At 65.9% G+C, this 14,706-nt stretch carries 12 protein-coding genes; 6 read left to right on the top strand and 6 right to left on the bottom strand.

What is annotated here, in order from left to right; all coding sequences use genetic code 11:
• Positions 1–23: 23 nt before the first annotated feature.
• Complete coding sequence (locus EAG14_RS09000; RefSeq protein WP_240456976.1) at positions 24–2,162, bottom strand: hypothetical protein; 2,139 nt, start codon at positions 2,160–2,162, stop codon at positions 24–26.
• A gap of 166 nt (positions 2,163–2,328) precedes the next feature.
• Here EAG14_RS09000 and EAG14_RS08995 point away from each other — a divergent pair, with 166 nt between their 5' ends.
• From EAG14_RS08995 to EAG14_RS08970, 6 genes are all read left to right on the top strand, one after another.
• The gene (locus tag EAG14_RS08995) at positions 2,329–3,852 is read left to right on the top strand and encodes a 3-hydroxyacyl-CoA dehydrogenase (RefSeq protein ID WP_121728638.1); all 1,524 of its coding nucleotides are present in this window, start codon (positions 2,329–2,331) and stop codon (positions 3,850–3,852) included.
• A 4-nt stretch (positions 3,853–3,856) separates the two neighbouring features.
• Entirely contained in the window at positions 3,857–4,636 is a 780-nt protein-coding gene (locus tag EAG14_RS08990; RefSeq protein WP_121728637.1) for an oxepin-CoA hydrolase, alternative type, read from the top strand.
• A gap of 200 nt (positions 4,637–4,836) precedes the next feature.
• A complete protein-coding gene (locus EAG14_RS08985) occupies positions 4,837–5,556 on the top strand; it encodes a Crp/Fnr family transcriptional regulator (protein WP_099655693.1) in 720 nt (239 codons plus the stop codon).
• A gap of 180 nt (positions 5,557–5,736) precedes the next feature.
• Entirely contained in the window at positions 5,737–6,822 is a 1,086-nt protein-coding gene (locus tag EAG14_RS08980) for a phosphotransferase (protein ID WP_099655694.1), read from the top strand.
• Between the two features lie 46 nt (positions 6,823–6,868).
• Positions 6,869–8,143: an acyl-CoA dehydrogenase family protein gene (locus EAG14_RS08975; protein ID WP_121730384.1), complete on the top strand. Its 1,275-nt coding sequence runs from the start codon at positions 6,869–6,871 to the stop codon at positions 8,141–8,143.
• 143 nt (positions 8,144–8,286) lie between these two features.
• On the top strand, positions 8,287–8,973 hold the full coding sequence (locus EAG14_RS08970) for a hypothetical protein (RefSeq protein ID WP_240456975.1): 687 nt from the start codon (positions 8,287–8,289) through the stop codon (positions 8,971–8,973).
• A 170-nt stretch (positions 8,974–9,143) separates the two neighbouring features.
• Here EAG14_RS08970 and EAG14_RS08965 read toward each other — a convergent pair whose 3' ends face one another.
• From EAG14_RS08965 to EAG14_RS08945, 5 genes are all read right to left on the bottom strand, one after another.
• A complete protein-coding gene (locus EAG14_RS08965) occupies positions 9,144–11,225 on the bottom strand; it encodes a TonB-dependent receptor (RefSeq protein ID WP_121728636.1) in 2,082 nt (693 codons plus the stop codon).
• A gap of 360 nt (positions 11,226–11,585) precedes the next feature.
• A complete protein-coding gene (locus EAG14_RS08960; protein WP_240456974.1) occupies positions 11,586–12,077 on the bottom strand; it encodes a hypothetical protein in 492 nt (163 codons plus the stop codon).
• Positions 12,078–12,295: 218 nt separating this feature from the next.
• Positions 12,296–12,937, bottom strand: a complete 642-nt coding sequence (locus EAG14_RS08955; RefSeq protein ID WP_121728635.1) for a DUF3299 domain-containing protein — start codon at positions 12,935–12,937, stop codon at positions 12,296–12,298.
• A 229-nt stretch (positions 12,938–13,166) separates the two neighbouring features.
• Positions 13,167–13,418: a hypothetical protein gene (locus EAG14_RS08950; protein ID WP_099741334.1), complete on the bottom strand. Its 252-nt coding sequence runs from the start codon at positions 13,416–13,418 to the stop codon at positions 13,167–13,169.
• Positions 13,419–13,465: 47 nt separating this feature from the next.
• Complete coding sequence (locus EAG14_RS08945) at positions 13,466–14,701, bottom strand: FtsX-like permease family protein (protein ID WP_121728634.1); 1,236 nt, start codon at positions 14,699–14,701, stop codon at positions 13,466–13,468.
• Positions 14,702–14,706 lie beyond the last annotated feature (5 nt).

Genomic DNA, 14,706 nt, shown 5'->3' with positions numbered 1-14,706 from the left:
GCCCATGGCACGCCGGGGTTTGCTTATTTCTTGCCAGGTGGATTCAGCGGTTCCAGTTCCAGACTCAACTCCATCAGGTCGTTGGAAGAGCCAAAGCCAATCGGCTGACCTGGAGGGGGTGGCGGAGTCACAGGCACCGGGGGCAAATCACTGATGGTGATGGGCACCGGCTCGGACAGGTCAATGTCCAACGTGAACGTCGATGCCGGTGGGGTGGCCGCCGCCCGGCTGGCGGCGGGGGCTGGCACAGGCACGCTGTCCACAAATTCATCGACCAAACCCTGCGTTCGCGTCGGCACCGTGGCCGGACCATCAGGCATCTCGGCGCCCGCTGCCGCAGGCTGTGTCGGCGGCTCAAAACCAAACTCCAACGCGGCGGCCAAAGAATCCAGGGGGAAATCGGGCGTTGTGTCCAGCGGGCTCAGTGGCGTCAGGGCACTCAACGCATGGGCTGCGGCCGCCTCAAAAGACTGCGCCTTGGGCGTGGTGCGCTTGCGCGGCGGCGGTGCACCCCGCACGCTGGGGGGCGTGGTCTGCGCAATGGCCAGCAGCAAGAGCAAATCGTCAAAAGCGGCCAAATCAAACGGCGCTTTGCGCTTGTCGCCAGACTTGTAGAACATGTGCTTTTCCAGCACACCCAGCACCGCGGCTGAACTCCACTCGGCTTCCACTTCGGCCAACGCCTCGTGGTACTGCTCCAGTGATTTTCCAGCCCGGTCAAACGCGGCGAACTCTGGCACCTGCGCATTGAAGTGCTGCATGAACTTCTGGCGCAGCACATTGAAGTCTGCCGCCCGGCTCAGCGTTCGGTACAGGCGCAGCAACTCCAGGTAGGCCACCGGAGAGGTTTTTTCATGCTCGGCAATGTGCTGGCGCAGCACTTCCACCGCCTGGTCGTGCTCGCCCACAGACACAAAGAACTCGGCCTGTTGCTGGATGTCGAACAGCTCTTCCGGGTTGATGATGTGCTGTAGGACGGGCTCTGAGGAAGCCGGGGCCGCAACGACAGGTTTGGGGGCAAACCCTGCGGCTTCCGCGGAAATTTCTTCAGGCTCCAGCAAGATATCGACCGCAGCCGGGGCAGGCGCTGCCATGCCTGCGGCACCAGAAATGGGCCGTCCCCAGCGGTCTGCAGGATGCTCCTGCACCCGCTCCAGCGGGTCCAGGTCCACCACTTCATGGGTGTCCGATTTGCGGTTGCTGACGGCCACCGATTCGCGCCACGAGCGCGCGGCCTTGGTCGCGGTGCGGTCGGAGCGGCGCCACAACCAGCCACCCAAGCCCAACGCAGCCGCCAAGGCAGCCCCCAGGGCATACACCACCCAGGCAGGAAAACGATCTGACTCCAGTTCTTGCAACTGGCGCTGCAACTCGGCCGAAGCGGCCTGGTCGCGCGTGGCCTTGGCGCGCAGCTGAGTCAGCTCCGACTCCAGCTGGCGCTGTGAGGCCTGGCCTTGCTCCTGGCTTTGCGGGTCTGGGTTCAAACTGCGCCACAGCGCTGCGGCCTGCTCTCTTTGCGGTGTGGCCTCGGACGCTGGGGCCTGAGGCAACTCAGGCGTAGAACGCAAGGTCACGGGCGAATCGAGCCAGATATCAAGCGGCTCCATGACTAGACGGGAGCGAGCGGCTTCTTTGGCGGCAGCTGCCGCAGGCTTGGCAGGAGCGGTTGCCGCAGGGGTTGTGCGAGGCTCTTTGCGCACGGCCTGCGCGGTGCGTTGCGAAGTACGCGGCACCACAGCGGAAGCAGCGGCCGGGCCACCTGCAACACCTTGCTCCAAGCCACCCACTTCCGGGGCGCGTGCAGCCATCACGGCTGCGTCTTGCGGAGATAGGGTGCGATCCCGCAATGGGGCGGTAGCAGCAGCCGCGGCCGCCGGTGCAGCCATGATGCGTTGCGCCGCTTTGGGCGGGTCGGCCAAAAACGTATAGGTGCGCGTGGTGCGGCCTGTGCAGCCAGCCGTCAGCGTGACCTGAACCACAGGTTCATCGATGGCGGTGAACGCCTGCACCCGCACACCGGATGCCAGGGGACTCACCAACACTTTGGACTCGCTGACCAGCGAGTCACCGGATTTGACGCTGACCACCACACACGAGGTGGCGATGTCTGAGCCCTCATCCGGCTTGACATCAAAGGCCAAATCCAACGTATTACCCAGCACCACAGTGCCCCTGCTCGCGCCCAGCGAAAGCGCGGAGGCGCCGGCGGCAACCACCCACAGACCGGCTCCAAAAATGGTGTTACGGATTTTCACAATAATTTCTGTTTTTGGTGCAGCCCATTCTTGCACATAAGTGCGCGCCTAGGGCCACAGCCATAATGGCGCTATGAAAATTCATTTTTCCACCATCGCCATTGTGGGCACGGGGGCCATGGGCCGGGGCATTGCACAAATCGCCGCCCAGGCCGGCAGCCAGGTCTGGTTGCTCGACACGCAAACCGGCGCCGCCGAAAAAGCCAGGCAAGCACTGCAAGAACAATGGGGCAAGCTGGTGGCCAAGGACCGCATCACGCCAGAGCAAGCCCAGGCCTGGGGCAACCAGTTGCAAATAGCCAACACAGTGGCCGATTTGACCGCCTGTGAGCTGGTCATCGAAGCCGTGGTGGAACGCCTTGACGTCAAGCAAGCCCTGTTCGCAGAGCTGGAACGCACACTGCCCGCGCACGCCGTGTGGGCCACCAATACATCGTCCCTGTCGGTCACGGCCATTGCCGCTGGCCTGAAGCAGCCTGAGCGGCTGGCCGGTTTTCACTTCTTCAACCCCGTACCACTGATGAAAGTGGTGGAAGTGGTGGCTGGGCTCAAGACCGCCCCCGCGCTTTGCCAGGCCCTCACGGCCTACGCCCGTGAAATGGGGCACACCCCCGTGCAGGCCCAAGACACGCCGGGCTTCATCGTCAACCACGCCGGGCGCGGCTTTGGCACCGAGGCACTGCGCATCGTCAGCGAGGGCGTGGCCGACTTCGCCACCATCGACCGCATCCTGCGCGACCAGGTGGGCTTCAAGCTCGGGCCTTTTGAGCTGATGGACCTGACGGCGCTGGACGTGTCGCACCCCGTCATGGAATCCATCTACCACCAGTATTACGAAGAGCCGCGCTTTCGCCCCAGCGTCATCACCGCGCAGCGGCTGGCGGGCGGCGTGCTGGGCAAGAAGGTGGGCGATGGTTTTTACCGCTATGTAGATGGCGCGGCCCAGGTGCCCGCAGAGCCCCCTGTGCCGGTGGTGCAAGACATTCCACCGGTGTGGGTATCGCCCCGGGCTTCACGGCGCATGGAGCTGTACCAGTTGCTCAAGGACCTGGGTGCCACCATCGAGACCGGCGCATCACCTTCGCCCCATGCCATCACCCTGGTCGCCCCGCTGGGGTTTGATGTAACCACGGTGGCAGTAGTCGAGCGGCTGGACCCGGCACGCACCATTGGCATCGACATGCTGGTGGAGGAAGCCGCCACCAAGCGGCGCGTGCTGGCCACCAACCCAGCCACGCGCGTGGACATCCGCAACGCCGCACACGCATTGTTTGCCCGTGACGGCAAGCCCGTGAGCGTGATCCGCGACAGCGGCGGTTTTGTCACCCAGCGCGTCGTGGCCACCATCGTCAACATCGCGGCAGATATTTGCCAGCAAGGCATTTGCTCGCCCAAGGACCTGGAAACCGCCGTGACCCTGGGCCTGGGCTACCCGCTGGGGCCATTGGCCATGGGCGACCGCTGGGGCCCCACCAATATCCTGGAGGTGCTGTTCAATATGCAGACCGTGTATGGCGACACCCGCTACCGCCCCAGCCCCTGGCTGCGCCGCCGGGGCGCCATTGGCCTGAGCCTGACCCACGTCGAAGAAAGCTGAGTCCATGCCCGCCCAACTGCTGAGCACCAGCGAAGGCCAGACACTGGTCCTGACCCTGAGCAACCCCGAGCTGCGCAACGCCATTGAGCCCGCCATGTATGCCGCGGGCATCGAGGCCCTGAATGTGGCCGAGCGCAGCCCCGATGTGCGCAGCGTGGTGATCACCGGCGCGGGCGGCATGTTCTGCTCGGGTGGCAACCTGCAGCGCCTGCAAGCCAACCGCCAGCAGCCCCCCGAGGTGCAAGCCCAGAGCATTGAAGGCCTGCACCAGTGGATTGAGACCATCCGCACCTACCCCAAGCCCATCATTGCGGCCGTGGAAGGCGCGGCGGCCGGCGCGGGCTTTTCGCTGGCCCTGGCCTGCGACATGGTGGTGGCCGCACGCGACGCGGTGTTTTTGATGGCCTACAGCAACGTGGCCCTGTCGCCCGACGGTGGCGCCAGCTGGAGCCTGGCCCACGCCCTGCCCCGCGCCCTGGCGACCGAGCTGCTGATGTGCGGCGAAAAGATCGCGGCCGAGCGGCTGCACGCGCTGGGCCTGGTCAACCGCCTGAGCAACCCCGGCGATGCCCTGGGCGCCGCCTTGCAGCTGGCCGAGCGGCTGAACCAACGGGCGCCCAATGTGCTTGCCAGCATCAAGGAGCTGGTCAGCGATGCGCCCCACCAGCCGCTGAGCACGCACCTAGACAGCGAACGCGACCACTTTGTCAAAAACCTGCACCATGCCAACGCGGGTGAAGGCATTGCGGCCTTTCTTGAAAAACGCAGCCCGCGCTACGACTGAGCGCCCCACCGCTACTGCAGCACCCACCGTGACACCATTCATGCCCTGCGTCCTTGCGGACCAGGGCATTTTTGTTTCCACCAGGACCCAAGCCCAACACCCGTGCCCGCAGGCACAGACGCACAGGTGACAACCCCAGGCAAAGGCCCGGGTCCCTCACGCGACAATGAAGCTGTTACCAGTCACCCAAAAGACAGACCATGGACGACCCGATTCTTACTATCGAAGAACGTGAAGCGATCAATTCCGGTCGCTGGTTCTCATCCCTTTCACCCTCACTGCGACACGACATCCTCCGATGCGCCTATGTCAAACGCTTCAAGGACGGCGGCCTCATAGCCGCCCGGGGCGATCCGCCCGAGGAGTGGATTGCCTGCGCGCGCGGGGCGGTGCGGGTCAGCTCCACGTCCATCTCGGGCAAGCAGATCACGCTGACCTATGTGGAGCCCGGCATCTGGTTTGGCGACGTGGCGATTTTCGATGGGGACCGGCGCACGCACGATGCCTATGCACACGGCGACACCACCGTGCTGTGCGTGGCCAAGGCCGACTTCAAAAAAATCCTGGCAGCGCACACCGAGTTCTACGAAGCCATGCTGCGCCTGCATGCGCGCCGCATACGCCAGCTGTACGGCCTGGTGGAAGACCTCAACACCCTGCCCCTGCGTGCGCGGCTGGCCAAGCAGCTGCTGCATCTGGTGCGCAGCTATGGCACTCCCAGCCTTTCAGATGGCAGCGAGATGCGCATTGGCCTGCAATTGGCGCAGGAAGAATTGGCACAGTTGCTGGGCGCATCGCGCCAGCGCGTGAACCAGGAGCTCAAGTCCATGGAGCGCGAGGACGCCATTCGCATCGAGCCCGGTGGCCTGGTGGTACGCAACCGCGAGGCGCTGATGCGCATTGCGGAAACCGACACCTGAGCCCCACCACTCCTCTTGCACGCAGCCCCCGCAATGCCTGGGCTGCAGTTCCTGGGCCGTGCGCCACATCGGCGCACGCAGCCACCCACACACACCCCGGCAACAGCCGCCCCAGCGCGCAGCAAGCACAGCCCTGCGCAGGCGCAGCCATGCCCAAACCCATTCCATCCCTCATCCCCCATGAGCAACTTTGACCATTTCGTGGGCACACGCCCCGTGTCTGACCAGCACGCCTTTGACACAGCAGCGCTCACCGACTGGCTCGGCCGCCACATGCCGGGTTTTGCGGGGCCGCTCACGGTGGAGATGTTCAAGGGCGGGCAATCCAACCCCACCTACAAGCTCATCACCCCCGGTGCCAGCTATGTAATGCGTGCCAAACCCGGGCCCGTGGCCAAGCTGCTGCCTTCGGCCCACGCCGTGGAGCGCGAATTTGCGGTGATGAGCGGCCTGCAAGGCACCGATGTGCCCGTGCCCCGCATGCATGTGCTGTGCGAAGACGAATCGGTGATTGGCCGCGCCTTCTACGTGATGGAGTGCATGCAGGGCCGCGTGCTGTGGGACCAGTCCTTGCCCGGCATGGCGCCCGCCGAGCGCGGCGCCATCTACAACGAGATGAACCGCGTGATTGCCGCGCTGCACACCGTGAAGTTTGCCGACCGGGGCCTGGCCAGCTACGGCAAGCCTGGCAACTACTTCGACCGCCAGATTGGCCGCTGGAGCAAGCAATACGTCGCCTCCATCACCCAGCCCATCGAAGAGATGGACCGGCTGATGGAATGGCTGCCCGCGCACATGCCTGCCAGCGCACGGGATGAGAGCCAAGTCTCCATCGTGCATGGCGACTTCCGGCTGGACAACCTCATGTTCCACCCCACCGAGCCCCGCGTGGTGGCCGTGCTGGACTGGGAACTTTCCACCCTGGGCCACCCGCTGGCCGACTTCAGCTACCACTGCATGAGCTGGCACATCCCTGCAGCGCTGGGGCGCGGCATTGCGGGGCAAGACCTGGCCGCCCTGGGCATTCCGGATGAAGACAGCTACATCCGCAGCTACTGCGAGCGCACCGGCATTGCCACGCCCGACGCGCTCAGAGCCGACTGGAACTTCTACATGGCCTACAACATGTTCCGCATCGCGGCCATCTTGCAAGGCATTGCCAAGCGGGTCGAGGCAGGCACCGCCTCCAGCGCGCAGGCCAAGGCATCGGGCGACACGGCCCGCCCCATGGCGCAGCTGGCCTGGTCGTTTGCCCAACGCGGCTGAACACGCCGCACAGAACAACACCCACCGATTTTTCACGGAGAACCCCATGGACTTTGACTACTCCCCCAAGACCAAGGAACTGCAGGCCAAACTGCTCCAGTTCATGGACGAGCACATCTACCCCGCCGAGGCAGCCTACAAGGCCGAGCTGCTGGCCAACACCGCCGCAGGCAAGCGCTGGTCGGCCCTGAACACCATCGAAAACCTCAAGCCCAAGGCCCAGGCCGCTGGCCTGTGGAACCTGTTTTTGCCAGTGGACAGCGCCGCGGCCTCGGGCTACGCAGGGGCAGGCCTCACCAACCAGGAATACGCGCCCCTGGCCGAAATCATGGGCCGCGTGCCATGGGCCAGCGAGGTGTTCAACTGCTCGGCGCCCGACACCGGCAACATGGAAACCATCGCCCGCTATGGCGACGAAGCCAACAAGGCGCGCTGGCTCAAGCCGCTGCTCGAAGGCAAGATCCGCTCGGCCTTCGCAATGACCGAGCCCGACGTGGCATCGAGCGACGCCACCAACATCGAGACGCGCATCGAGCGCCAGGGTGATGAATACGTCATCAATGGCCGCAAATGGTGGATTTCGGGCGCAGCCGATCCGCGCTGCGCCGTCTACATCACCATGGGCAAGACCGACCCCGAGGCGCCCCGGCACTCACAGCAAAGCATGGTGCTGGTGCCCGCTGACGCCAAGGGCATTACGGTCATTCGCCCGCTCAATGTGTTTGGCTACGACGACGCACCCCACGGCCACGTGGAGATGACGTTTGAAAACGTGCGCGTGCCCGTCTCCAACATCCTGCTGGGCGAAGGCCGTGGTTTCGAGATCGCCCAAGGCCGCCTGGGCCCCGGGCGCATCCACCACTGCATGCGCCTCATTGGCCTGGCCGAGCGTGCGCTGGAGCTGATGTGCAAGCGCGCCAGCAACCGCGTGGCCTTTGGCAAGACCGTGGCGCAGCAAACCGTGACGCAAGAGCGCATTGCCGAAGCCCGCTGCAAGATTGACATGGCCCGCCTGCTGACCCTGAAGGCCGCCTGGCTGATGGACGTGGCAGGCAACAAGGTGGCCAAGACCGAGATCGCCATGATCAAGGTGGTGGCCCCCAGCATGGCCTGCCAGGTGATCGACTGGGCCATGCAGGCCCACGGCGGCGGCGGCATGAGCGACGACTTCCCCCTGGCCTATGCCTACGCCGGTGCGCGCACCCTGCGCTTTGCCGACGGTCCGGACGAAGTGCACCGCAACGCCATTGCCAAGTGGGAGCTGGGCAAGTACGGCAGCTACGGCCGCGATGCGGGCGTGCCCATCACACGCGGCGCCTGAGAGGCTGAGGCCAAGCGCGGGACAACCCGCCACCCCGCAACCCACCGCACCAGCCCATGGCCCTCCAAGGCCATGGGCTTTTTTGTGGAGGGCTGTTGCCTGTGGCGCGGCAAAATCAACGCACCGCTTTTGTCCCACCCCACGTGACCACCGCTCGCCACCCACCCAACGCACAGCACGCCACCGCCCTCACCCGCCGCCAATGGAGCCGCTGGGCCACGGGTGCCCTGGCCTTGGCCGCCCCTGGCGCCTGGGCCAGTGCGGCGCAGGGCACGGACGATGGCGAGTGGCAGGCCTCGGCCACCGCAAGGCAACTGCTGCGCTGGGTGGCGGGCACGGCAGACAACGCGGGCATGCCCTTTGTGGTGATCGACAAGCCCGAGGCCTGCGTGCATGTGTTCTCAGGCCGCGCCCAGTGGCTGGGCAGCGCGCCCGTGCTGCTGGGGCTGGCGCCGGGTGACCGCAGCGTTCCCGGCATTGGGCAGCGCCCCGTGGCCCAGGTGCGCCCGCACGAGCGCACCACGCCCGCAGGCCGGTTTGTGACCGAGCCCGGCCAGAACCTGCAAGGCGAAGACATTGTGTGGATCGACTACGACGCGGCGGTATCGCTGCACCGCGTGCGCAGCGCCACGGCCATCGAGCGGCGCCTGCAGCGCCTGGCCAGCCCGCGTGCGCGCGACCGGCGCATCAGCTATGGCTGCATCAACGCACCCGATGCGTTCTACAGCCAGCACATCGCCCCCTACCTGGGGCAAGTGCCCGGCGTGGCCTATGTGCTGCCTGACACCGAGCCATTTGCTACGTTTTTTATAGCTGCTAGCGCTTATTAAATAAGCGCTAGCAGGCTATTTGGCATGAGTTTTGCAGATGCCTGAGACCCGCCCCGTTCGCCCTGAGCCTGTCGAAGGGCCGTTCAAAGGAGTGCCCTGGCTTCGACAAGCTCAGCCCGAACGGCTGGGGTAGGTGTCAGACTATCTGGCTAAAAAGCCTCCGCACAGCCTCAGAAGGCCACCTTCACCCCCACCGTCACACTGCGCCCCATCAGCGGCGCAGCGGTCTTGATGAACGAGGTGTGCGCATAGGCCAGGCGGTCGGTCAGGTTGTTGCCCTTGACGTACAGCTGCCAGGGCGAGCCGTTGGCCAGCTTGCCGTTGTAGGCGGCGCCCAGGTTCAGCATGCCGTAGCCGGGGGTCGCGGTTTCAAACTCGGCCACGCGGCTTTGGCGGGCCACTTGCACCCATTCCACCTGGCCTTCCCACGCCGCCCAATTGGCGTCCAGCCGCAAACCAGCACGGGTGGCCGGGATACGGGGCAGGTTGCCACCGCCGTCGAGCTTGGCGCGCACGGTGTCGCCAAACAGCGTAAGCCCCAAGTTGCGCGTGAGGGCCTGGCGCACCTGGCCTTCAATGCCGGTGAAGGTGGCGTCGGCCTGGCTGTACTGCAGCAGTTGCAGGCCATCCAGCGCATCGAGCGTGCGGCCGTAGATGTAGTTGTTGATCTTGTTGTGGAACACGCTCACGCCAAAGGTGGTGTCGCCACTGGTCTTTTTCAGGCTCACGTCGATGTTTTGCGAAGTCTCCGAGCGCAGATCGGCGTTGCCCCGCTCGTACGTGCTGGTGGCCATGTGCAGGCCCCGGGCGTACAGCTCTTCAGCCGACGGCGCACGGCTGGCGCGGGTGAACGAGGTGCCCACCTGGTAGCCGGGCGTGAAGCGCCACACCGCGCCCAGCGATGCCGAGGTGCCGTTGTGGCTGCGCTCGATGCCCGTGGTCTGCGCCTCGGCCGTCTGGCGGTCGTGGCGCAGTGCTCCTTCAAAGCGCCAGTCGCCCAGGCGGTATTCCTCCAACATAAACAGGCCCACCTTGCGGGTGACGGTGGGCTCAACGTAAGCCTCTTCACCTTCGGCGCTGAACTTGCGCTGCGAGGTCTGCAGGCCCACCACGCCCTTGAACCCGGCAATGGGCTCGTGCTGCAGCTCCACGCGGGTGTCGTAGGCCTTGTTCTTGAAGGTGGTGCTGATGGCGCCGTCTTCGACCTCGTCGTGCACATAGTCGGTCACGCCCGCGCGCAGGCGCAGGGCCGAGAAGCCTGCGAACGGGTTGCGCAGTTCGCCGCGCACGTCAAAGCGTTCGCTGCGCAGGTCCACCACGGGCACATCGGCCGGGTCGTGCACTTCGGCGGGCCCAGTGGGTGCAGGGCAGTCGAGCCGGTTTCCATTCACGCCACAGCCTTCAAAACTGTGGTTGTGCCCCGGCAGTCCGTACTTGGCCGTCTGGCGCGTGTAGGCCGCGCCCAGGTAGCCCTGCTCGCCCACCCACGACAAGCCCACGCTGCCCGTGTCGGTGCGGTTGAAGCTGCCCGGCACCTTGCGGGTGGCCTCGCCCTCGGGCGCCCAGCCCTTGCCCACGCGGTAGTCGCCCGCATCGCGCGCCACGCCCTCCACATGCACCGCCAGGTTGCCCGCACCGCCCGTGAGCGAGAAAGCGCCGGCCCCCTCACGGGCGCCCGTGTTGGCACGCAGCTCGGCGCTGCCTTCGTACCCCTTTTGCGGAATGGCCGTGGGCACCTTGCCATCGAGCACATTGACCACGCCACCCACCGCACCGTTGCCATACACCAGGGCCGACGGACCACGCAGCACTTCGATCTGCGTGGCCAGCATGGGCTCGGACGCCACGGCGTGGTCGGGGCTGATGGTGGAGGCATCGTGCAGCTCGGCACCGTCGCTGAGCACGCGCACACGCGGGCCATCCATGCCGCGAATGATGGGGCGGCTGGCCCCAGCGCCAAAGTGGCTGCTGGTGATGCCGGGCTCGCTGTTGAGCGTCTCGCCCAGCGTGGCCTCGCGGCGGCGCACCAGCTCGTCACCTTCGAGCACCGTCACCGGCGTGGTCATGTCATTGGCGCCCAGTTGCAGGCCGCTGGCAGAGACGGTGACGGCAGGCAGGCTGGCTTCGGCTGCAGCAGCGGGCGCCACGGCCTGAGCCTGGGCCAGCCCGGTGCCAGCCACGGCCAACAGGGCAACGGCCAGGGCCACAGGGCGCAGGGCCAGGCGATGGGGGGCAAGTGTGGAGTGAATCATGAGGAAACCTTGGGAATCAGAAAAATCGAACGCAACCACCCCGCAGCACGCACAGCGCAACACACGCAACACACAGCGCGCCATGGCAGACAGGCACAGGCCAGCCCACTCTGCGGGATATAGAACAAAAATGCACGCCAGCGCTTATCAATCAAGCGCAAGCAGCTATCAAAACAGGAGCAATCAACCCAAAGCGAAGCCGCCACGCAGGGCACAGCACGGGATGGGAAGCAATAGGCCAGAGGGAATGCGCGGAGCGAACGGGCGCAGCAGAAGCCACCCGCTGCCCTGGCAGCCCAAGGCCACCGGGTCAGATCGCAACGGTCAGCGGCTCGGGCCCGCAACTGGGGCCTGCGTATGTCAAGCCCGCAGGGCTGCAGGCGGTGCGCGGGCCTGGAACAGCGCCCGGTGCAGTGCGAACGCATGCTGCGTCCAGCCCACCGGGGCGGCATGGATGCCATGGCTGGCTGGCACGCCCAATGCGGGGGCGAGCAGCACATCGGCCAGGGCCAGTTGGTCCAGCAACAGGCAGTCTGCCCCGCTGGCGTGGGTGGGCACCAGGGCCGCCAAGGCCTTGGATGCCACGGGCGCGGGCAGGCCCTGTGCGCTGGTGTGGGCGTGTGCCGGGGGGGCGGTGCCAACCGCTGGCGCCACCCCACCCACCTGCAAAGGGAGCTGGGTGGTGAGGTGGACGGTGGAGTGCAAGGCCTGGTGCACCCGACCCAGGGTGGGCACCAGCACCAGGGCCAGCAGCAACCAAGCCAGCCAGGCCGCGTTCCAGGCGCGCACCCCAGCCCGCGTGCGCAGTGCGGTGCGCGCAGGTGGGCGGTGGTGCAACAGGGGCTTGGACATGGGCAAGGGCAAGGGCGAAATAGGCAGCGGGTTGGGGAGACTATCGGAATTGGAAATCGTCGGCTGCAAATGGACCGCAGCGGGGCCAATTTTGGTGAAACCTTCGGTTTTCGCGATCAACGCTCCAAGTCCGACAGCCTCCTAAGTCGGCAAACTCAAAAAACAAACAGCATCAAAACAGTGTGGGCCAAGGCAGCGCCTGGGCGAGCCCCCTGCCCTCACTTCACGGGCTCGGCCTCCACCATGCGGTAGAACAGCCCATAGGGGTCGTTGGGCAGCACATTGAATTTGCCCTCCACCACCACGGGCTCCAGCGAATATCGCACAGGCGTCTTGGCCTTGACTTCAACCATGCTTTCAGGCCCGCCCGGGATGCAGAACGAGCAAGTCAGCGGCACAGAGGTGAGCAAAAAGTGCTTTTGCGTGGGCTTGGCGTCCATGGGCACCATGAAGCCCTGGATGCGCTGCACCGTCTGGTGCATGGCCTGCTGCTGGGCGTTGAAGACGGGCAGCACGGCGGTCTTGGTGGTGTTTTTCTTCAGGTCACTCAACACGGACCAGGGCACCACGTCGCCCCGCACGGGCAGCGGGGCAATCGGGCTGTTGGGGCTGTGGTAGCCCGGCCCCGAGCCCGCCACCGCAGGCTGCCCGTGGGTGCCTGCGGGCAAAGGCGAGCTGAGCACGGACGCGCCCGCTGCACCGGGGGCTTGCGCCTGCGCCGCCCCCGGCAACACCCCGCCCAGCAGCACACCCGCCGCCGCCAGCCAGGCCAGCGCCCAAACAGGGCTATGCGCATCCAGGCGGTTGAGGGCGCCCGTGGGGATCCCAGTGCGGGACGTGTAGGAAGTTCGGCAGACCATGGGCCGGGCTCTTTCAATCAACGCAAAACCAAAACGGTGCGAGGCACATCGGGCGGCTAGGGATGTCCTGCATAACCCTCGCGAGTCGGTGGTAGTGCGGATCGGGATAGGCCGCAAGGCGTCTTTTCGCAGCCAATAGCAGGGCTATTGGCAAGAAAAGCAACGCAGCGGACTGCCCGAGGCCGCGCTATCACAGACCGCAGGGCGTTATGCAGGACATCCCAAGCCATCAATGCGCGTGCTTCATACCGCAGTATTTTCCGATGGCCAGGTTTTTACACGCCGCTTGCAGGTCTTTCATGCACTGGGCTTCGCCTTTGCCAGCCTCCAGGCATTTGGCAGCGGCCTCGTGCGCAACGGCCATGGCGCGGTGGCGCTCGATGTCTTCCTTGGTTTCCTTGTCAGAGTGGCCCTGGGCCAAGGCTGCAGCGCTGGCCAGCAGCAAGGGGGCCAGGCACAAAGCCGTCCACAGTTTTTTCATGGTGATTCCTTTCAGGTGAGATCGACGGACAACAAAACACATAACGATCAAGGCTGCACCAGCAGGTCGGCCACATCGGTGCGGTAAGCCTGCATGGCTGGCAACAGGGCCGCCAGCGCGGCCACCAGGCCCGCCAGCAGGGGCACCCCGGCCTCTTCGGGCAGCCACAGGGCCCCGGTGACCGGCAACAGCCCCTGCGCCTGCAGCGCCCAGCCCAGCGCGTGCGCCAGGCCGTGGCCCAGCAGCAGGCCCAAGGCGCAGGCCAGGGCCGCCAACCAAAGCGCCTCGCACAGCACCAGCCCGGCCACGCGGCCCGGGGGGGCGCCCAGCATGCGCAGCATGGCCAGGTCAAAGCGGCGCTCGCGCACGGCGTTCCACAGCGCAATGAACACGCTGAGCGCCGCCACGGCCAGCAGCACGCCACCAAAGGCGCGCAGCACATCGGCCCCCACGCCCAGCAGGCGCAGCAGGCGGGTCACTTCAATGGCCGGTGCCGCAGCCTGCATGGAGGTGTTGGCGTTGATGGCGCGCGACAGCGACACGGCGGCCAGCGGCGTGCGGTAGCGCACCAGGGCCACGGTCACTTCGCGCTCTTGCTTCAGGATTTCCAGGTCTTCAGGGTCATCGGCGGTGGCGGTTTCGTGCACCAGCCACACCGATTCGGTGCTGGTGAGGATGAGCCGATCGAGCACACAGCCGCACGGCGCCAGCACGCCGCTGACACGGTAGGGGTGGTCGCCATGGGCATGCCCCCCAGCGCCCAGGCCATGGGTACCAACAAATGTGGCGCCCACCAGTGGCTCGCCTTCGTGCCCCGGCTGCACCACGCTGCGCGCCACCGTGGCGCCCAGCACAGCGTCCATGGGCTGTTGCCACAGGGCGCCCTGGGCCAGCTCGGCGCGGTAGTGGGCGGGGTAGTCGGGCGTGGTGCCCACGATGCGAAAGCCCTGGTAGCTGTCGCCCAGGCTCAGCGGTATCACCTGGGACACCAGCGGGTTGCTCTGCAGGTCTTGCACCTCTTGCAAAGGGATGTTGCCCGTGGGCACGTCGATGTGGAACACCCCCGCCAGGATGAGCTGCAGCGGGCTGCCCTTGGCGCCCACCACCAGGTCAATGCCGTCCAGGTCGCGCTCAAAGGCCTGGTCGAGCTGGGTGGACACCAGCAGCACCAGCGTGATGGCGGCCAAGCCCAGGGTGAGCAGCAGCAGGTTGAGCGCCGCAGCCAGCGGCCGCGACCACAGGTAGCGCCAGGCCAAAGCGGCTGTTTTTGCTATATTTTTCATAGCTT

Source organism: Acidovorax sp. 1608163, assembly GCF_003669015.1.
Taxonomy (GTDB): domain Bacteria; phylum Pseudomonadota; class Gammaproteobacteria; order Burkholderiales; family Burkholderiaceae_C; genus Acidovorax.
The sequence above is the reverse complement of the archived record's forward strand: the minus strand, read 5'-3'. Positions and strand labels throughout refer to the sequence as shown.